The 18,080-nt window shown below is 47.9% G+C and carries 18 protein-coding genes; 16 read left to right on the top strand and 2 right to left on the bottom strand.

The features are described from left to right. Positions 1-47 precede the first annotated feature (47 nt). The 3 genes from HI950_RS09680 (at position 48) to HI950_RS09675 (ending at position 1,428) form a co-directional block, all read left to right on the top strand. The gene (locus HI950_RS09680) at positions 48-608 is read left to right on the top strand and encodes a 3D domain-containing protein (protein ID WP_169083829.1); all 561 of its coding nucleotides are present in this window, start codon (positions 48-50) and stop codon (positions 606-608) included. Positions 609-669: 61 nt separating this feature from the next. Beyond that, positions 670-798 (top strand): hypothetical protein, encoded by a 129-nt coding sequence (locus HI950_RS36375; protein ID WP_262985690.1) that lies wholly within the window; start codon positions 670-672, stop codon positions 796-798. A gap of 246 nt (positions 799-1,044) precedes the next feature. After that, positions 1,045-1,428: a hypothetical protein gene (locus tag HI950_RS09675; RefSeq protein ID WP_169083830.1), complete on the top strand. Its 384-nt coding sequence runs from the start codon at positions 1,045-1,047 to the stop codon at positions 1,426-1,428. Between the two features lie 72 nt (positions 1,429-1,500). Here the strand turns inward: HI950_RS09675 and HI950_RS09670 are convergent, their stop codons facing one another. After that, positions 1,501-2,796: an ammonium transporter gene (locus HI950_RS09670; protein WP_169083831.1), complete on the bottom strand. Its 1,296-nt coding sequence runs from the start codon at positions 2,794-2,796 to the stop codon at positions 1,501-1,503. A gap of 263 nt (positions 2,797-3,059) precedes the next feature. Here HI950_RS09670 and liaF point away from each other — a divergent pair, with 263 nt between their 5' ends. The 11 genes from liaF (at position 3,060) to serC (ending at position 15,878) form a co-directional block, all read left to right on the top strand. Next, entirely contained in the window at positions 3,060-4,088 is a 1,029-nt protein-coding gene (gene liaF, locus HI950_RS09665) for a cell wall-active antibiotics response protein LiaF (protein ID WP_223285198.1), read from the top strand. A 6-nt stretch (positions 4,089-4,094) separates the two neighbouring features. Continuing rightward, positions 4,095-5,123, top strand: a complete 1,029-nt coding sequence (locus HI950_RS09660) for a sensor histidine kinase (RefSeq protein ID WP_169083833.1) — start codon at positions 4,095-4,097, stop codon at positions 5,121-5,123. A 2-nt stretch (positions 5,124-5,125) separates the two neighbouring features. After that, on the top strand, positions 5,126-5,791 hold the full coding sequence (locus HI950_RS09655) for a response regulator (protein WP_169083834.1): 666 nt from the start codon (positions 5,126-5,128) through the stop codon (positions 5,789-5,791). 69 nt (positions 5,792-5,860) lie between these two features. Further along, positions 5,861-6,274: a YugN family protein gene (locus HI950_RS09650; RefSeq protein WP_169083835.1), complete on the top strand. Its 414-nt coding sequence runs from the start codon at positions 5,861-5,863 to the stop codon at positions 6,272-6,274. Positions 6,275-6,464: 190 nt separating this feature from the next. Then, positions 6,465-8,147, top strand: a complete 1,683-nt coding sequence (locus HI950_RS09645) for a S1C family serine protease (protein WP_169083836.1) — start codon at positions 6,465-6,467, stop codon at positions 8,145-8,147. A gap of 83 nt (positions 8,148-8,230) precedes the next feature. Further along, complete coding sequence (locus tag HI950_RS09640; protein WP_169083837.1) at positions 8,231-8,923, top strand: response regulator transcription factor; 693 nt, start codon at positions 8,231-8,233, stop codon at positions 8,921-8,923. 4 nt (positions 8,924-8,927) lie between these two features. Further along, positions 8,928-10,439: a sensor histidine kinase gene (locus HI950_RS09635; protein WP_169083838.1), complete on the top strand. Its 1,512-nt coding sequence runs from the start codon at positions 8,928-8,930 to the stop codon at positions 10,437-10,439. A 46-nt stretch (positions 10,440-10,485) separates the two neighbouring features. Beyond that, positions 10,486-11,472, top strand: a complete 987-nt coding sequence (locus tag HI950_RS09630) for a 4-hydroxy-3-methylbut-2-enyl diphosphate reductase (RefSeq protein WP_169083839.1) — start codon at positions 10,486-10,488, stop codon at positions 11,470-11,472. Between the two features lie 298 nt (positions 11,473-11,770). Next, positions 11,771-12,832: a 3-deoxy-7-phosphoheptulonate synthase gene (gene aroF, locus HI950_RS09625; RefSeq protein ID WP_169083840.1), complete on the top strand. Its 1,062-nt coding sequence runs from the start codon at positions 11,771-11,773 to the stop codon at positions 12,830-12,832. A 320-nt stretch (positions 12,833-13,152) separates the two neighbouring features. Beyond that, the gene (gene glnA, locus HI950_RS09620) at positions 13,153-14,577 is read left to right on the top strand and encodes a type I glutamate--ammonia ligase (RefSeq protein ID WP_053371973.1); all 1,425 of its coding nucleotides are present in this window, start codon (positions 13,153-13,155) and stop codon (positions 14,575-14,577) included. A gap of 215 nt (positions 14,578-14,792) precedes the next feature. Further along, positions 14,793-15,878: a 3-phosphoserine/phosphohydroxythreonine transaminase gene (gene serC / locus HI950_RS09615; RefSeq protein ID WP_169083841.1), complete on the top strand. Its 1,086-nt coding sequence runs from the start codon at positions 14,793-14,795 to the stop codon at positions 15,876-15,878. 125 nt (positions 15,879-16,003) lie between these two features. Here the strand turns inward: serC and HI950_RS09610 are convergent, their stop codons facing one another. After that, positions 16,004-16,726 (bottom strand): response regulator transcription factor, encoded by a 723-nt coding sequence (locus tag HI950_RS09610; protein WP_169083842.1) that lies wholly within the window; start codon positions 16,724-16,726, stop codon positions 16,004-16,006. Between the two features lie 148 nt (positions 16,727-16,874). On the opposite strand from HI950_RS09610, the gene trmL reads away from it, so the two are divergent. Beyond that, positions 16,875-17,339, top strand: coding sequence for a tRNA (uridine(34)/cytosine(34)/5-carboxymethylaminomethyluridine(34)-2'-O)-methyltransferase TrmL (gene trmL / locus HI950_RS09605; protein ID WP_169083843.1), 465 nt, complete (start codon positions 16,875-16,877; stop codon positions 17,337-17,339). A 177-nt stretch (positions 17,340-17,516) separates the two neighbouring features. Next, positions 17,517-17,765 carry an AbrB/MazE/SpoVT family DNA-binding domain-containing protein gene (locus HI950_RS09600; RefSeq protein ID WP_053371969.1) on the top strand — a complete coding sequence of 83 codons (249 nt, stop codon included), beginning with the start codon at positions 17,517-17,519 and terminating at the stop codon, positions 17,763-17,765. Positions 17,766-18,080 lie beyond the last annotated feature (315 nt).

Genomic DNA, 18,080 nt, shown 5'->3' with positions numbered 1-18,080 from the left:
AGCTTGTGCCATCGGGGCATTATTCTTCTGAGGAGGAAGTAGCCCAGATGGTAACAAGCTTTTTTTATATGAGAAAAGGACTAACCTTATTGCTGTTTCTGTCAGTTCTCGTAATCGGTTTAAATACAGCTAAATGTTCAGCTTCGGCTGAAGCGTCATCGCCGCAGAAATCTGCAGCAGGCCCTTCAAAGAAGATGAAACCAAACACAGTCGAAGTTGTGGCCACTGGCTATACAGCCGGCGTAGAATCGACGGGCAAACGTCCAGGACATCCGCAATATGGCATTACGTATTCGGGGGTAAAGGTGCGAAGGGATCAAGTATCGACGATAGCGGCTGATACGAGGCTCTTTCCAATCGGAACCTTGCTCTATATTCCCGGTTATGGCTATGGCGTGGTGGCCGATACAGGCTCGGCTATCAAGGGTAAGCGCATCGATTTGTATTTTGAAACGATCAAGCAGGTATACGAGCAGTGGGGCAAGCGAACGGTACACGTAGAGGTGCTGCGCAGAGGAACAGGCAAGCTTTCGCAGGCTTGGCTGAACAAAATCAACCTGGCAATTGAAGCCGGAAAGCCTATACCGCAGACGTATTTGGAATCGTAAAACCCGTATAATAAGCAGCAAGAATGCCATACTATCAAATGAAACGGGGAGGTGAACGACAATGGCTAAAAACAAAAACAACAAAGCCCAAAACAATCAATACAATGCAGAATTCGCTGAAGAATTTAACCAAAACAACACTGCCGGCAAACAAGCGGCAAACACAGCTCAACAAAAAGCTGAGAAGTAATATTTTTTGCCATGCAATATTGAGGTACTAAAGAGGAACCCATGCGGTTCCTCTTTTTATTTTTGCGAACAGCTGAATTGGAACAAAGACGCGTTTCTTCGAGCTTCTGAAGCTTGCCTCCGAACGGAAGCCAGTGTTATTGGTGCAGATGTTTCCAGCTTATAAAAAACAGTTTTCAAATGACTCTGGTTTGTTGTATTATTATATATGTAAGAAATAATAACATGACAAGACAGGTGATTTCTCATGACAGATCCGATCATTCATTCAGGCTTTGTAGTTGCTGCCCATCATCGTAAAGCGGGCGAGGTTCTACCTTTTATCGATGCCTACGTTGCTAAGAAAGAGCAGGAAATAGCTGAAATTGAACAGATGGTTGAGCGTTATGAGAAGAGAAGACTAATGGAAGACCGCGCTTATCAATCGATGTCTACGTTAAGAAGGATGCTGACGGGCAAGAAGCCTGACCATCACTTAGCCGTTGAATATATCCACTTTGTAAGAAAACCGATGGAGAAGGTTCGCGCGCTCCGCCTGGAAATCGAAAGCGCACGCTCCATTAAAAATGTCTCGGCTCCGACCGACATTGTGACCGTGTCTTATGAGCTTGCGAGTGAAATGAACGAATAATGCGCGTCGGCGCAACAAATAGCAAGAAAAGAACCGTCTAAGCCCAATCGGGCCGAGACGGTTCTTTTCTTGCTATTTACTATTTTTAAGACGGTCAATATCTAGGAAATCATGCTCTTGGCTGTATGCGGGAACGCCATGAATTCCGACATCGAGACCGACCAGCTCCTCGTCCTTGGAGACGCGAACAGGCATAACCTTGCGTATAAGCCACAATGCTCCCCATGTTAAAAGGAAGCCCCATATGGATACGATTGCGAGTCCAAGCGCTTGGACGCCGAGCAAGCTAAAGCCCCCGCCATAAAATAAGCCGTAGTAGCCCTTTCCGACGCCTTCCGTTAATTCCGGAAGGGCGAACAAGCCGACTGCGAGCGTACCGATGCTGCCGCTGATGCCGTGTACGGCGAAAGCGCCGACCGGATCATCAACCTGTCTGCTCTCCAGCCATTCCGTTACAAGCACCATTGCGATTCCCGATACTGCTCCGATTCCGATGGCTGCAATATCAGAAACAAAGGCGCAGCCTGCCGTTATTCCGACAAGGCCGGCAAGCGAACCGTTAATGACCATCGGAGGGTCGGCTTTCTTATAGCGGAACATGGTGAACAAAATACAGGTTGCGCCGCCCGCCGCTGCTGAAAGCATCGTCGTAATGGCAATATGTCCGATCGAGCCGTTGGTGGCGCTAAGTGTGCTGCCTGCGTTAAAGCCGAACCAGCCAAACCAAAGAATGAATGCGCCGACGGAAGCAAGCGGAAGGTTGGAAGGCGGTACGATGTTTACTTTGCCGTCGGCACTGAACTTGCCGATTCGAGGACCGATGAAGATCGCCGCTGCAAGCGCGGAGAAACCGCCTAACGCATGGATGACAGCGGATCCGGCAAAATCAATCATGCCCAGCTTCCCGAGAAAGCCGCTGCCTGACCAAACCCAATGTCCTGCGAGCGGATAAATGAAGCCAGTCATCGCAATCGTTAACAAAATATAAGCCCTAAAGTTGATGCGCTCCGCAACCGCGCCGGATACGATCGATATCACGGCAATGACGAATGCGCATTGGAACAGCCAATAAGTTTCATGCGTAATATTTAATACGATGTGGGAGAGATCCCCATTTATTAGAAAGCCAGTCGTTCCAATCAGACCGCCGGCATCCTGTCCGTACATGAGTGCGAATCCAAAAAAGTAAAAAACGAGTGCGCCGAATGCGATGTCGACAAATACCTTCATAATAATGCTGACGGCATTCTTTTGCCGGACGAACCCTGCCTCTAGCAAAGCGAATCCGCCCTCCATAAGCAAGATCATGGCTGCTGTCAAAACGACCCAAATCGTATCCAGTCCTTTTGACAGTTCGATAACGTCCATTGCTTCATCTCCTGTTCCTCATATTCATGTATGGTTAGCTCTATTATCCTAATCCGATCATCATTATAAATAGTAGAAGTGAGCAATGTCAACGCCGGACGTAATGTTTCATAACGCATGTCAGGTTTAAAATGGATAAAATCAACATAAGCTCGGTCTAGAGACTGATGACGATTTCAATCGGCCGTCCCTTTTTCTATTGAATGCAGTCCGTTATACTAGGAATATCAAACGACGATGGAATCGTAAGGAGCTGGTGCCGCTTGAACGGAAATTTCGCAAACCGGTTATTTACCGGATTAGTTATTATTGCAATAGGTATATTATTTTTGCTCAGGCAAACGGGTCATGTGACCTTTGATTTTGGTGATTTATTTTCTACCTATTGGCCAGTTATCCTCATTATTATCGGCATTAGAGGCTTGCTATCAAGCCGGACGCATGGGTCTGGATCAAGCTGGTGGGGAGCTGTAGTGCTGCTGATTGGATTTGTATTTTTGGGACGCAATCTCGAATTGTTCTCTTGGTCGATCGGCGATATCGTTCCTTATATTTGGCCAGTTGTTGTCATTTTAGTCGGCATCAATTTAATATGGAAACCAAAGTCAAAACGAAATGAGCCTCCTGAGGATGACTGGAAATCGTATCGGCCTTATCAGGACCAAGCATCTGTTCCTCCCGCGCCGCCCCTGCATCCAGACCCAACGAAGGAGCCTCTTGACTCGCGTGATGTTCATGCACAGGAAGAGAAGCAAGCGGGTTCAGGCGACATGCCATTTGAAGGCTATTCCACAGGCAAGAAGGAATACAAGGAATGGAAGCACCATCATAAATCGGAGCTCAAAAGGAATGCGCAGGAGTGGAAACGAAATCATAAAGAGCATGTGGAGTGGTGGAATCACGGCGACTCGAATGTGCAGACTCGTTCCGGATTTATCGGCGACATTCACATCGGCCATGATTATTGGGATTTGAAGCCGCTCAACATCTCCCACTTCATTGGCGATACGGTGCTTGATTTAACGAAAGCGCAAGTATCCGTTGGCGAAACGAAAATTCATGTTTCTTCCTTTATAGGCGATGTAAAGGTTTATGTGCCGAATGATTACGAGGTAGGCGTTCAGGTCGTATCAAGCGCTTTTATCGGCGACGTGAAGATTTTGGGTCAGAAAGAGGGCGGCTTGTTTACGAATATCAACATCCAATCGCCTTCCTACAAAGAGTCTGACAAAAAAATAAAGCTGATTGTCAGCACATTTATCGGCGATGTCCGCGTCACGAAGGTGGGGTAGCCTGTTATGATGGTTCGGTTTTTGAGGAGCGGAAAGTGGGAGCTCATCGGAATGTTCGTCATTGCAGCAGTCGTATCGCTGGTGCTTGGGGCAGTAACTTGGATAGGCTTAGTGAATGAAACGGGAAAGACGGAAGTGCGCCTTGGGGCAGCAGCCGTCTTCCTGCTTGTGAGCGCAGCCTTCGGCTATTGGGCCGCACAGCGCATCGGTCGCCGAATCGATACGCTTCATTTGTCGTTAAAGCAAGCCTCCAACGGCAATTACGGTGTGCGCATTACGGAAGGCGGGCATAATTCCTTTATTGAAGTGTACCGTGAATTCAACGAGCTTGCGGAGCAAATGGAAGAGAAGATGAAATGGCTGCAAATGCGCGGAGAAGAGTACGTGATGACAGAATCGGCATCCAATGAAGCGGCGGTTCTTGAAGAGCGCAAGCGGCTTGCGCGTGATTTGCACGATACGGTAAGCCAGCAGCTATTTGCGATTCATATGTGCGCCTCTTCGCTGCCAAAGCTGCAGCAGGTGGATCGTGAGCGTGCCGATTCCGTTCTGGAGCAGCTTGTTAATATGTCTAATTTAGCCCAAAAGCAAATGCGGAATTTTATCGCGCAGCTGCGGCCGATGGAGCTTGAGGGACGCACCTTATATGAAGCGCTAGATAAATGGTTCCCAGATTATTGCAGGCAAAATAATTTGCAAGGCGAGCTGGAATGGCGGTTGAAGGAGCATTTATCCGAGGCGAAGGAGCATCAATTGTTTCTTATCGCCCAGGAAGCGATGGCTAATATTGTGAAGCATGCCGGAGCAACGGGCTGCACGCTTACACTTGCGGATAATGAACGGCAGGTTGTTATGATTTTGCAAGATGACGGGGTTGGATTCAAGGCGGATGAAGTGAAACGGGGCTCCTATGGGCTATCGACGATGCAGGAGCGGGCGCAGAAGCTTGGCGGAGCGGCGGAGATTTGGAGCAAGCCCGGAGGCGGGACGAGAGTAAAGGTTACGATACCTAAAATGTTGCGGGGAGAGCAGTAATCATGAGTGGATCTGAGCTTATAAAAATTATGATTGTAGATGACCATGATATGGTGAGAACGGGCCTTCGGACGTATTTGATGCTGGAGCCAAAATTTCATGTCATTGCCGAAGCGAGCAACGGACAGGCTGCAATAGACTTGCTGATGGCGAGCACGGAAGAGAAGCGGCCTCAAATAATATTGATGGATCTTATGATGCCGGGCATGGACGGGATCGAAGCGACAAGAGCCATTATTTCTAAATTTCCAGAAATGAAAATCGTAATGCTGACCAGCTTCCTTGAGGATGACAAGGTATACGGGGCGATTGAAGCAGGTGCGGTAAGCTATGTGCTTAAGACGGTATCGGCAGAGGAGCTTATTTATGCGATAAGCGGAGCTTTCAAGGGCATGCCGGTCATGACCGCCGATGTATCCCAAGCATTAACGAGAGGCTTGCGGCAGCGGACGGCTCAGTCAGGCGATGAGGGCTTGACCGAGCGGGAGAAAGAGGTTCTGCTGCTTATTGCCGACGGCCAATCTAACAAAGAAATTGCCGAGGAGCTGCACATTAGCGTAAAAACGGTAAAAACGCATGTCAGCAATTTGCTAATGAAATGCGAGCTTGATGACCGGACGCAGCTTGCGGTTCTTGCTCATCGCAAAGGCTGGGCTAATCGCACATAAAGGAAGAAAGGGCCGGGTATACTACCTACTAGTAAATATAGAAAAAAGCTAGTGTAAAGGAGCAGCCCCATGATCCCCATTTCATCCGTGCTAGAGTCGCGGGAGCAACATTTTATTGAGACGAAGGAGCTGCTGGAGAAGCAGCAATTTACGCTTGGCGGCAACTGGGAATACGACGGCGGTTCCTTTGACCGCTCACTTGATGAAGACCATAAAGTATGGCTTCGAATCCCTTTTGAGGTCGTAGTCGGCAATATCGATAGTGTGGAAGAAGATAATGATGCGACAATAAAGCTAGGTACTCCTTATGTGCTTAAGCATCTGTACCGGGAAGGAAATGATCCCGAGGCTTCTGTACGCGTAGTAGGCGCGCTGTTTGACCAATTCCAATCGCCGTCCAATCCCGATGCCGATGTGGAAGCGCATTGGATCGACCGTGCCAAGCAAACGATCCACGAGGTTGAGCATCTTTTTCCAAACTGACGATTAGATTCGGCGTACAAAAAAACGTTCCCAAAAATCATTTTGGGTCGTTTTTTTTATTTCTGTTTAAATTCCTTTTAAGTTTGTTTTAAGGTAGAATGTGCATGATAGAACTATATCAAATGAACATGTATCCAAACGATGAAACTTTGGGGCATGATGGAATAAAGATTCAAGGAGGAGAACGGAAATGGACGATCAAAACAACAAAAAGGGCTTTGACGATTTTTTTCGCAAAAGCGATGGAGAGCAAGGCGCAGCAGGCAATGACGATAGCGCGGTAAACGCTGATCCCGAAATCTCGAGAGAGACGCAGGAGCAAGCGGCTAAGCCCTCTTATTACTATTCATATGGACCGTTTAAAGCAAATTCTCAGGAAGATAGCAGCGAGCCCCGTTCAGGCTTCGAAGGCGACAAGCCTAAGCTGATTCAAGATCAGCCATATGGAAATACTGGCGGCACTGTCTCGGAATCCGCAAATGCTCAGCTATCTGATCGTCAGCTCGAGCCGTTGGCGGAGCCTGAGCAAACAGGGCCAAGAGCGCCTCAGCAATCGCAAATCCGTTCCTTTACGCCTTCACCGCAATCCTCCAAAGGACCTTGGCAAGTAAGGGAGCCGCGCCGCACCTCCTTCAAAGCGGTATTCGCATCGTTTCTAGCGGGCGTCGTTCTAGTAGGGGCTTTAATGTATACCTCGGATATAAACAACTGGTTTACGAAAGAACCGGCTTTGGCATCAAATGCACAATCAAGCGCCTCGGGCTCATCGGCTGCTGCTGGTGTGAACAGCAACGGCGGCGCTGCTACAGTTGCCGCAAGACCGGATAACATCGCTCAATTGTTTGAAACGGCAAGCCCGGCTGTCGTGAAAATCGAAACATACGTAAATACGGCAAAACGGAGCAACAGCGGCAGCATGCTGGACGATTCATTTTTCCGCCAATTTTTTGGCGATGACTATCCTGGCACGACAGAGCCTGACGCAGGGCAGCAAAATGAAGAGGGCCAAATGCAGCAATCAGGCATTGGGACCGGGTTTTTCTTCGATTCCACCGGATATATATTGACGAATCAGCATGTAGTTGGCGAATCGGATCAAATCAAGGTCATCGTTCAAGGCTATGATAAGCCGTTCACGGCTGAGCTGCTCGGATCCAGCTATGATTTGGACTTGGCGGTGCTTAAGGTTACGGGTGACAAAGCGTTCCCAACGCTTCCACTAGGCAACTCTGACCATATCAATATTGGCGATTGGGTAGTAGCGATCGGCAACCCTTATGGCTTTGACCATACGGTAACGGTTGGCGTACTGAGCGCGAAGGAGCGTCCGATCGATATTCAAGATGCGCAGGGCGAGCGCAAATACAAGCATTTGCTGCAAACGGATGCTTCCATTAACCCCGGCAATTCAGGCGGACCGCTTCTGAATGTAAACGGTGAGGTAGTGGGCATTAATACGGCAGTGAGCTCGCAAGCGCAAGGCATCGGCTTTGCGATTCCGACAAGCACCATTCAGGAAGTGCTGGAAAATTTAAAAAACAATAAAGAAATTCCTAAACCGGCTGTGCCTTATATCGGGGCTGAGCTTCAGGATGTAACTGCTGATATTGCAAAAGAGCTTGGCATGGATAAAGTGGAAGGCTCTATCGTTCGGAATGTATACTACAATTCTCCTGCATATCTGGCAGAGCTTCAGCAATTTGACGTAATCGTAGGCATTGACGGCAAGTCCTATACGAATACGCAGGCTCTTATTGCAGCGATTCAAAAACAGAAAGTCGGCGACAAGATCGAGCTGAATATCGTTCGAAAAGGCAGCAAAATGGATCTTCAAGTTGTGATTGGCGATAAAAATACGCTTGGCGCTCAATAAAGATTTAGCCATGGACTGAAACAAAAAGCGCAGAGAGTCAGCATGCTCTGTGCTTTTTGCTGCAAATAGAGGGGGAAAAGCGGATGAGACAGCATATTGTGGTGGTAGATGACGATGATAAAATTATATCTTTGCTTCGCAGAAGCCTTGCGTTTGAAGGCTATGAGGTAACGACGGCAGCTAATGGCATGGAAGGGCTGAAGGTGCTGCTTAAGACGGAGCCGGATTTGCTCATTCTTGATGTCATGATGCCGCAGGTCGATGGCTGGGAGGTTTGCCGGCGCGTGCGCGAGAGCGGAAGCACGGTGCCGATTATGATGCTAACGGCGAAGGATGACGTGATCGATCGGGTGAAGGGTCTAGATCTTGGAGCTGATGACTATTTGGTCAAGCCTTTTGCGCTTGAGGAGCTCTTGGCTAGGGCCCGAGCTTTATTGCGCCGCAAATCCGATAAGATCGAGCAATCTAGCAATCAGCTGCTCTATGAGGATCTCATATTGGATATGGATGCTCGGGAAGCGGTACGCTCGGGACGCCGCATCGAGCTCACCTCCAAGGAGTACGACTTGCTTCTTCTGTTCATGCAGAACCCGCGCCGCGTGCTCACGCGCGATGCGATCATGGAGAAAATATGGGGCTATGACTTCAGCGGAGAATCAAATGTGCTGGAGGTGTACATCGCGATGCTGCGCCAGAAGGTAGAGGACGGAGGCAAAAACCGACTCATTCAGACGGTTCGCGGCACCGGCTATGTGCTTCGCGGAGAGGCAGGTTAAGCATATGTCCATCAGGCTTCGGCTAACGCTTTGGATTTCAGGTTTGCTTGCGGTATCGATGATCGTAATCGGCATTTGCATTTATTTCTTTGTAAATTGGAACACCTATGCGGAAATCAAGCAGCAGATTAGAGTACAAGATAGCAAAATTGAAATCATCGGAGCGACTAATTTTTTAGACCAGACGCTTGATTTGATTGTAGGTCCGCAGTTTCGTATAGATAAAAAAGATATGTACATCCAATTAGTTAACTATAAGGAAGGCGCAATTAAGCAATCCAGCAACTTTCCCTATGAATTTGTCATTCCTTATCCTGAGGTAAAAACGAAGCCAAAGGAGCGTTTCGTTAAAACGCATGTCGAAATCAACAATAACAGATATGCCATGCTCACCTACCAACGCCCCGTCTATTTGGATAAAGATATAGTAGGATTGGTTCAGGTGGGCGTATTCTCATATAACGAGGAAAAATTTCTGGGCGGCCTTCGCACGATCCTTATCTTTTCCTCATTAGTCGTAGTATTTATCGCCTTTACAGTAGGCTTATTCATTGCTCGCCAAGCGCTGCGACCGATAGAACGTGTCATTCGAGCGACGGAGCAAATTGAAAACGGCTCCGATCTAAGCGTCCGAATACCAGCGTTAGGCCCGAATGATGAGATCGGAAGGCTCGTTAGCACGCTGAACGTGATGCTCGCACGCCTCGAGATGGCATATAACGAGCTTGATGAGGCATATAAGGCACAGCGCAGGTTCGTATCGGACGCGTCGCATGAGCTGCGAACGCCGCTTACGACGATACGCGGCAATATTGAGCTGCTCGAGCGGATGTGGACGAAAGTGAAGGAAACGAACCGTGATGCTGATACGGGAGACTGGCTGCCGCTTGATTCCGATCGCTGGGAGCTCTCCAAGGAAGCGATGAGCGATATATCAGCTGAGGCCGTACGGATGAGCACGCTCGTCAATGACCTGCTGGCGCTAGCGAGAGCTGATGCGGGGTATACGATGGAGAAAACGCCGCTTGATCTGCTGCCGCTTACGGAGGAGGTTGTGCGAAGAGCGCAGCTGCTTCCGCGTTCCGCTGAATGGAAAGTAGGCGATCTGTCCGCACTAAATGGCGTACGCGTCAACGCAAATCATAATTATTTGCAGCAGCTGTTGTTTATTTTCATCGAGAATGCGTTCAAATACACGCCGGAGGGCACCATTTTGCTTAGTGCAATACGAAACGATCAGCAAATCGGATTTGTTGTCCAAGATACCGGCATCGGCATGAATCCAGAGGAAATTCCTCACATTTTCGACCGATTTTATCGGGCTGATGAATCAAGGGGCGTTACGGTCGGAACAGGGCTTGGCTTATCGATTGCAAAATGGATAATTGACGAGCATCAAGGCTCTGTTGAAGTAACGACCAGGGAGGGTGACGGAACGAAGTTTACGATCTGGCTGCCTATAGCCTTTTCTGACGCGTCTCATTCGTCTATAATAGTAGCAACGGATGAAATATAGGAATTATGATTATGACGCATATCCGGTCAGAAAGCAGGTGCAAGGAATGGAAATCGTTAGAATATCACCGCGTGGCTATTGCTATGGCGTCGTCGATGCGATGGTGCTGGCTTTGCAGACGGCCAAAAATTTGGAGCTGCCGCGGCCAATCTATATATTAGGCATGATCGTTCATAATGCGCATGTAACCGAGGCGTTCGAGCAGGAAGGCGTGATTACGCTGGATGGCGCTAACCGCCTCGATATTTTGGATCAAATCGAGCAGGGCACCGTTATTTTTACCGCGCATGGCGTCTCTCCAGAGGTTCGCCAGCGCGCCCGCGACAAAGGTCTGTCCGTCGTTGACGCGACATGTCCGGACGTGACGAGAACACATGATTTAATTCGTGCGAAATCGGCGGAAGGCTATCATATTATTTATATCGGCAAGAAGGGCCATCCCGAGCCTGAGGGCGCGATTGGCGTTGCGCCGGAGCAGGTTCACCTCATCGAGCGTGAAGAGGAGATCGATTCCCTTCAAGTACCGGAAGGACGCATCATTATAACGAACCAAACGACGATGTCACAATGGGATATTCGCCATATTATTAGCCGCCTTGTCGAGCGCTATCCTGCTGCAGAGGTTCACAACGAAATCTGCTTGGCTACGCAGGTGCGTCAAGAGGCAGTTGCAGAGCAAGCGGGCGAGGCGCAGCTATGTATCGTCGTTGGAGATCCAAGAAGCAACAACTCGAACAGACTAGCTCAGGTGTCAGAGGAAATTGCCGGTGTCAAAGCCTATCGGGTATCCGACGTGTCTGAGATCGAGCAGGAGTGGCTTAAAGGCGTCGACCGCGTTGCAGTTACATCCGGCGCTTCTACACCTACGCCGCTGACCAAAGAGGTTATTACCTATTTGGAGCAATATGATCACAACAATCCGGATACATGGGAGATCCGTCGTACGGTCAACATGAATAAGCTGCTTCCAAACGTGCGCGTCAAGTCGACAACTGCGGCTTCCGCTACGGCAACGGCTGAGAAGTCCGATTAAATAACCGATCAAATGATGAGGTAAAATGAGCTTTCCGTGAGATTTTAGGCATGGAAAATTCGTTTTCCTCATTTTTTTTTGAAAGAGATGGGTTGACGGGAGCCGGCTTCTCTTGTATATTTACTTTAGTGATTAAAAGCGTAGAAGCTACGAAGCATAAAAGCTATAAAGCGTATAAGCGTTGATGTGCGAATATATGTCCGTGCAGAAGCTTACGAAGTGAGCATTGCTATCACAGAACGAAGCGAATGCATTTTAACGTAGTGTTGCTTTAAAAAACCTTTGAGGAGTGGTCCCTATGATCGTGATTACAAATGCAAACATTGCAGAAGAGCGTATTTCAGAAATTGTTGCCCATATCGAAAGAGCGGGTGTTCAGGCTCATGTATCTAGAGGAACGGATCGGACCGTCATCGGAATTATCGGGAAAGCAGAGCCAACGCTTGCGGAGCATTTGCGTCAAATGAAAGGTGTAGAGAACGTGATTAAAATTTCAAAATCCTACAAGCTTGCAAGCCGTGATTTCCATCCGGACGACACGGTTATTGATATTAAAGGCGTAAAGATCGGCGGAAGCAACCTCGTTATTATGGGCGGACCGTGCGCGGTTGAGACGCCAGAGCAAATCGATGAGATTGCGCGCCTCGTTAAGGCAGCTGGCGGACAGGTACTGCGAGGAGGAGCCTTCAAGCCGCGTACAGGGCCTTACAGCTTCCAAGGTGTAGGCGTGGAAGGTCTAGTGATGATGGCTGAGGCAGGCAGGAAACACGGTCTTCTCACGATTACTGAGGTTATGACGCCGGAGTATGTGGATGTTTGCGCGGAATACGCAGATATTCTTCAAGTGGGCACGCGAAACATGCAAAACTTTGATTTGCTGCGCAAGCTGGGCACGATTCAAACGCCAGTGCTGCTCAAGCGCGGATTCAGCTCCACCTATGACGAGTTTTTGAACGCTGCTGAATACATTTTGGCAGGCGGAAATCCAAACGTTATGCTTTGCGAGCGCGGAATCCGAACGTTCGAGACTTACACGCGCAACACGCTTGATTTGTCGGCTATTCCTGTGCTGCAATCTCTCAGCCATCTGCCGGTTATATCAGATCCAAGCCACGGAACTGGCCGCCGCGAATTGGTAGAGCCTATGTCCAAAGCTTCCGTAGCGGCAGGCGCGAACGGGTTGATCGTTGAAATGCATACCGATCCAGACAACTCGATGACGGGCGATGGCGTACAATCGCTATTCCCGGATCAATTCGCTAATCTCTTGAAGGATTTAGAGAAGCTTGCTCCGATTGTCGGCAAGCAGTTCGAAACGCCTAAAGCGCCTGCAGAGGCGTTCCTGGAATGGAAAATCTAATCTAGCTATCGAAAAGGCAATGCCGTTCTTGGACGGCATTGCCTTTTCAAGCTTGCTTGCATACAAACGCTTACAATTGGTAAAAGCCGTGAAGCCTACAGTATTCAAGGGCTGCGCGGCTTTTTGATTGTCTATTAAGGAGGAATTGTGAACAACTGTTCAAACTTGTAAGTATACCTGACATAGCTACAAAAAATACCTTACATAGCTATTGACGGAGATTGAAGGCTAGTTTTATAATAACGACATGGATTTGGAGCAATAATTGAACAATACCTGTTCAACACTACGCTAATGTTCGGAAATGGAGGAAATTATTAATGTCAGTTCAAAATGTTTTGGACAATATTAAAGAAAACAGCATTCAGTTTGTAGATTTCCGCTTCGTGGATCTTCTAGGTCATGCACACCACATTACACTGCCAGCAGCTGAGGTTGATGCTGATACTTTCGTAAATGGGGTAGCATTCGACGGTTCTTCCATTCACGGTTTCCGTGGTATTGAGAATTCCGATATGGTTATGATCCCAGATACAGAATCCGTATTTATCGATCCTTTCACTGATCACCCAACACTAAACATTATGTGTAATATCCATACACCTGAGGGCGAACGCTATGACCGCGATCCGCGCAGCATCGCTCAGAAGGCTGAAGAATATCTTCAAACAACTGGCGTTGGTACGACAGCATTTTTCGCGCCTGAGCCTGAGTTCTTCATTTTCGACGAAGTTCGCTACGAAAGCTCGATGAATTCTTCCTCTTACATGGTTGAATCCGAAGAAGCTGGCTGGAACACGAACCGTAAAGAAGAAGGCGGCAACCTTGGTTCCAAAATTCCGGTTAAAGGCGGCTACGTTCCAGTAGCTCCAGTTGACTCCCAACAAGACATCCGCAGCGAAATGGTTCGCCTTTTGCAAGAATCGGGTCTTCGCGTAGAACGTCATCACCATGAAGTTGCAACAGCTGGCCAAGCCGAAATTAACTTCCGTTTCGATACGCTTACTAAAACAGCTGACAACCTAATGAAGTTCAAATATATCATTCACAATACAGCTCGCCAATACGGCAAAACGGCTACTTTCATGCCGAAGCCGCTATTCGGTGACAACGGTAGCGGTATGCACGTTCATACTTCTATCTTCAACGGCGATGCTCCTTTGTTCTACGATAAAGGCGCATATGCAAACCTTAGCGAATTGGCTATGCACTACATCGGAGGAGTGCTTTACCACGCGCCTGCATTGATCGCAATCACTAACCCGAGCACGAACTCGTTCAAACGTCTTGTGCCTGGTTACGAAGCACCAGTTAACCTTGTATTCTCTAAAGGTAACCGTTCTGCAGCGATCCGTATTCCGATTGCAGCTGTAACGCCTAAAGGCTGTCGTATCGAATTCCGTACACCAGACAACACGGCTAACCCTTACCTTGCGTTCGCAGCTATGCTGCTTGCTGGTTTGGACGGCATCAAGCGCAAGCTTGATCCAGTAGCTCTTGGCTACGGTCCATTCGACAAAAACATCTACGAATTGCCGGAAGAAGAGAAAAAAGAAATTCGCAGCGTTCCTGGAACGCTTGACGAAGCGCTTAACGCTCTTGAGGCTGATTCCGAGTTCTTGACTGAAGGCGGCGTATTTACGCAAGAATTTATCGAGAACTACGTAGCAATCAAACGTCAAGAAGCAAAAGCTGTTGCAATCCGCATTCATCCGCATGAGTTCAGCCTTTACTACGACTGCTAATCCTGCGTATAAGAAATATAAGAAACGGGTCCTTCTGGGACCCGTTTTTTATGTATTATTAAGAAATAGTGAACGAAAGCCGAATGTTTATTGTCAGTATTTCGACATACGTTCGACTTTTAATTATTTTAATAGCGGAATGCACTTGATGCGAACCTTCAAAATTGCTATCATAGCGATATCATATATAAAGAAACAGAGGTGGGTATCCGAAGATGACACGAGCATTTAATTTTAATGCAGGACCAGCCGCAATACCACTCGAGGTACTGAAGCAAGCACAGGAGCAATTCGTTGACTATCAAGGTGCAGGAATGTCCATCATGGAAATGTCTCACCGCAGCAAGCTGTATGAAGCAGTGAACGATGACTCGCAAGCGTTGCTTCGCGAATTGTTCGGAGTTCCCGAAAATTATGACGTGCTATTGCTGCAGGGCGGCGCTAGTACGCAGTTTGCAATGCTTCCGCTTAACCTTTTGCAGCCTGGTAAGCCAGGTGCCTATGTGATGACAGGGGCTTGGGCTGACAAGGCGCTTAAGGAAGCGAAGTTTGTCGGTGAAACTGTCATTGCCGCTTCGACAGAAGCGGACAAATTTATGCGCATGCCGACATTGTCCGAAATTCAGGTACCAAGCAATGCTTCTTATGTTCATCTTACTTCGAATGAAACGATCGGCGGAACACAGTTTCAGGAGTTCCCGGATACAGGCGACGTGCCGCTTATCGCGGATATGTCCAGCGATATTTTGAGCAGACCAATTGATGTGAGCAAGTTTGGCGTCATTTATGCAGGCGCTCAGAAAAATCTTGGGCCTTCGGGCGTTACTGTTGTCATCATTCGTAAAGATCTCGTTGAAAATGGCTCAAAAACGATTCCATCCATGTTCCGCTACAGCACGCATGCAAAGAGCGGCTCGCTTTACAATACGCCGCCGTCTTTCTCGGTGTACATGGTGAAACTCGTTCTTCAGTGGATTAAAGACAAAGGCGGCGTTGCTCAGCTCGAGCAATACAACCGTGACAAAACGAAACTGATCTATGACGCAATCGATCAAAGCAGCGGCTTCTACGTGGGCTGTGCGCAGCCGCAAAGCCGTTCGCTCATGAATATTACTTTCCGTATTCAGAACGAAGAGCTTGAGAGCCTGTTCGTTAAGGAGTCGGAGAAGGAAGGCTTTGTAGGCTTGAAGGGCCATCGCGATGTTGGCGGTCTTAGAGCTTCAACTTATAATGCCGTGCCTTTGGAGAGCTGCCAGGCGCTCCAGCAATTCATGGCTGATTTCCAAAAGCGCAACGGTTAATAACTGCTTCGTCGTTAATAACGGCATAGCTAGGGGACAAAAAAACCGCCCTCTCCTTCTGAAAAGAAGTGCAGGGCGGTTTTTCGGTTGCTATTATACCACTCGGTAATGAGGAATTCTGCTTTTTACGCTTGAGCGACTGAATTCTCAGTAACATGTGGACCATTCAGCTTATAGCCGACATTGCGAACGGTCATAATGTATTCAGGCGTACGTGCATTTTTCTCGATTTTGTCGCGCAAATGGCTGATATGCACATCGACGATTCGCGTATCGCCGAGGAAATGATAATCCCAAACGCCGTGCAGCAGCTGCTGGCGGCTGAGTACTTTTCCTTTGTGACGACAGAGGAACAATAGTAGCTCGAATTCCTTCGGTGTAAGCTCGACGGGCTTGCCGTCGATGAATACTTCACGCTGCTCGACCCGGACGTTCAAACGCCCGATATCGAAGGCGGTGTCATCTGTTGTGCCGGGCAGCGATTGAACGCGGCGGAAAATAGCTTGAATGCGGGACACAAGCTCTTGCGGACTAAAAGGCTTCGTCATATAATCATCGGCGCCGTTATCGAGTCCGGCTATTTTGTCGGTTACGTCTTGAAGCGCGGTGAGCATAACGATTGGTACTGCGTTGCTTTGCTTGCGCAGCTCACGGCAAACTTGAATTCCGTCCATTTTTGGCAGCATGAGGTCAAGTACAATTAAGTCGGGACGAAATGGCTTTAACATTTCAAAAACGGCTTCACCGTCACCTACGCAACGTACATCATAGCCTGCCAGCTTTAAATTAAATTCAATCAACATCGAAATGGATGGCTCGTCATCCACGACCAAAATCTTTTTTCGCATGGTTCAGCTCTCCTTCATGTGTTCCGCCTATTATGGTACTTATTATGAAGGTAGAAATTATGCTTGAGATTAACGGTACGTAAAGTGGGTGTAAAAATATTGTGCATTTTCGAGAATTGTTGGCAAATTGAGAGGAGAGAAACAGAGCATGGCATTTCATATCGTATTGGTAGAGCCGGAGATTCCGGCTAACACGGGCAACATTTCACGTACTTGTGCCGCTACGGGCACCATTTTGCATTTAGTTAGACCGCTTGGCTTTGATACGGATGATCGAACCTTAAAGCGGGCGGGTCTAGATTATTGGCATTCGGTTCATATTGAGTACCACGATTCCTTCGATGAGGTACTTGCGAAATATCCGCAAGGCCGTTTTTTTTATGCGAGCACGAAAGCGCGCAAGCTGTATTCCCAATTCGAGTACCAGGATGGCGATTTCTTCGTATTTGGCAAAGAGACGAAAGGACTGCCGCAGGAGCTGATTGATGCGAATATGGACAACTGCATTAAGATGCCGATGACGGATACGGTGCGCTCACTAAATTTGTCCAATTCTGCTGCAATTATTGTATATGAGGCGCTCAGGCAAAATCATTTTCTTGGACTTGAGTAAAAATAGTTAACTTTTTTATCAATATATGGATTTTATTTGCTGATAATATGAGATTATTTGCAGGATATTAAGGAATTATTGATTAAGGAAGGAAATACTGTTGGCCCATCGAAAAACTATAACGCAGAGGTTTCTCAGAAATAGCTTGCGAAACCAGACACAGAAGAGGTGAAAGTGATGAAACCAGCAGGTGTAGTTAGAAAAGTGGATCAACTCGGCCGTATTGTACTTCCAAAATCACTGCGCAAACGTTATCTTATGAACGAGGGCGATCCCGTTGAAATTTTTGTCCAAGGTGACCATATCATTTTGGAGCGGTACCGTCCTAAATGTGTATTTTGCGGATCTATGGTTGAGGTTCGTGACTTCAAGGACCGCTACGTATGTGGCGTATGTATGGAGGAAATGGCAGAGATACAGCGCTAATAAGCGTGATATCCTGCTATTTTAACGGAATGAAGCTTCCCTCATAGAGCGCCAGCGCTCATCGGGAAGCTTCATTTTTTGTTTGAAAAGCGTAAGGGGGTGTAAGCTTTAAGCTTACACCCCCTTACCGCGAAACGAACGGGCGCCAGCAAATGCTTGGCGCCCGTTCGTAAACGCATGGCACAAGCTGATACGAGTCAGCTTATAGCCCTTTTGTTTTGTCTTCGTTGTAGGAGCTGGTCAGCATCGCCGTAATGAACAATGCGAACACAGTCATGACAATAATAAAGTTCATCTGTGGGACACCTCCAAGTA

Origin of the sequence: Paenibacillus sp. PL91, from assembly GCF_012935325.2 — a bacterium.
Classification (GTDB): Bacteria; Bacillota; Bacilli; order Paenibacillales; family Paenibacillaceae; genus Pristimantibacillus.
The sequence above is the reverse complement of the archived record's forward strand: the minus strand, read 5'-3'. Positions and strand labels throughout refer to the sequence as shown.

Bases quoted from the DNA above. Each gene is read 5' to 3' on its own strand.
- glnA (WP_053371973.1), top strand. From the start codon at position 13,153: ATGTCAGTTCAAAATGTTTTGGACAATATTAAAGAAAACAGCATTCAG.
- HI950_RS09660 (WP_169083833.1), top strand. From the start codon at position 4,095: ATGATGGTTCGGTTTTTGAGGAGCGGAAAGTGGGAGCTCATCGGAATG.
- HI950_RS09610 (WP_169083842.1), bottom strand. From the start codon at position 16,726: ATGCGAAAAAAGATTTTGGTCGTGGATGACGAGCCATCCATTTCGATG.
- HI950_RS09680 (WP_169083829.1), top strand. From the start codon at position 48: ATGGTAACAAGCTTTTTTTATATGAGAAAAGGACTAACCTTATTGCTG.
- trmL (WP_169083843.1), top strand. From the start codon at position 16,875: ATGGCATTTCATATCGTATTGGTAGAGCCGGAGATTCCGGCTAACACG.
- HI950_RS09600 (WP_053371969.1), top strand. From the start codon at position 17,517: ATGAAACCAGCAGGTGTAGTTAGAAAAGTGGATCAACTCGGCCGTATT.
- HI950_RS09675 (WP_169083830.1), top strand. From the start codon at position 1,045: ATGACAGATCCGATCATTCATTCAGGCTTTGTAGTTGCTGCCCATCAT.
- HI950_RS09630 (WP_169083839.1), top strand. From the start codon at position 10,486: ATGGAAATCGTTAGAATATCACCGCGTGGCTATTGCTATGGCGTCGTC.
- serC (WP_169083841.1), top strand. From the start codon at position 14,793: ATGACACGAGCATTTAATTTTAATGCAGGACCAGCCGCAATACCACTC.
- HI950_RS09640 (WP_169083837.1), top strand. From the start codon at position 8,231: ATGAGACAGCATATTGTGGTGGTAGATGACGATGATAAAATTATATCT.
- HI950_RS09650 (WP_169083835.1), top strand. From the start codon at position 5,861: ATGATCCCCATTTCATCCGTGCTAGAGTCGCGGGAGCAACATTTTATT.
- HI950_RS36375 (WP_262985690.1), top strand. From the start codon at position 670: ATGGCTAAAAACAAAAACAACAAAGCCCAAAACAATCAATACAATGCA.
- aroF (WP_169083840.1), top strand. From the start codon at position 11,771: ATGATCGTGATTACAAATGCAAACATTGCAGAAGAGCGTATTTCAGAA.
- HI950_RS09635 (WP_169083838.1), top strand. From the start codon at position 8,928: ATGTCCATCAGGCTTCGGCTAACGCTTTGGATTTCAGGTTTGCTTGCG.
- HI950_RS09645 (WP_169083836.1), top strand. From the start codon at position 6,465: ATGGACGATCAAAACAACAAAAAGGGCTTTGACGATTTTTTTCGCAAA.
- HI950_RS09670 (WP_169083831.1), bottom strand. From the start codon at position 2,796: ATGGACGTTATCGAACTGTCAAAAGGACTGGATACGATTTGGGTCGTT.
- HI950_RS09655 (WP_169083834.1), top strand. From the start codon at position 5,126: ATGAGTGGATCTGAGCTTATAAAAATTATGATTGTAGATGACCATGAT.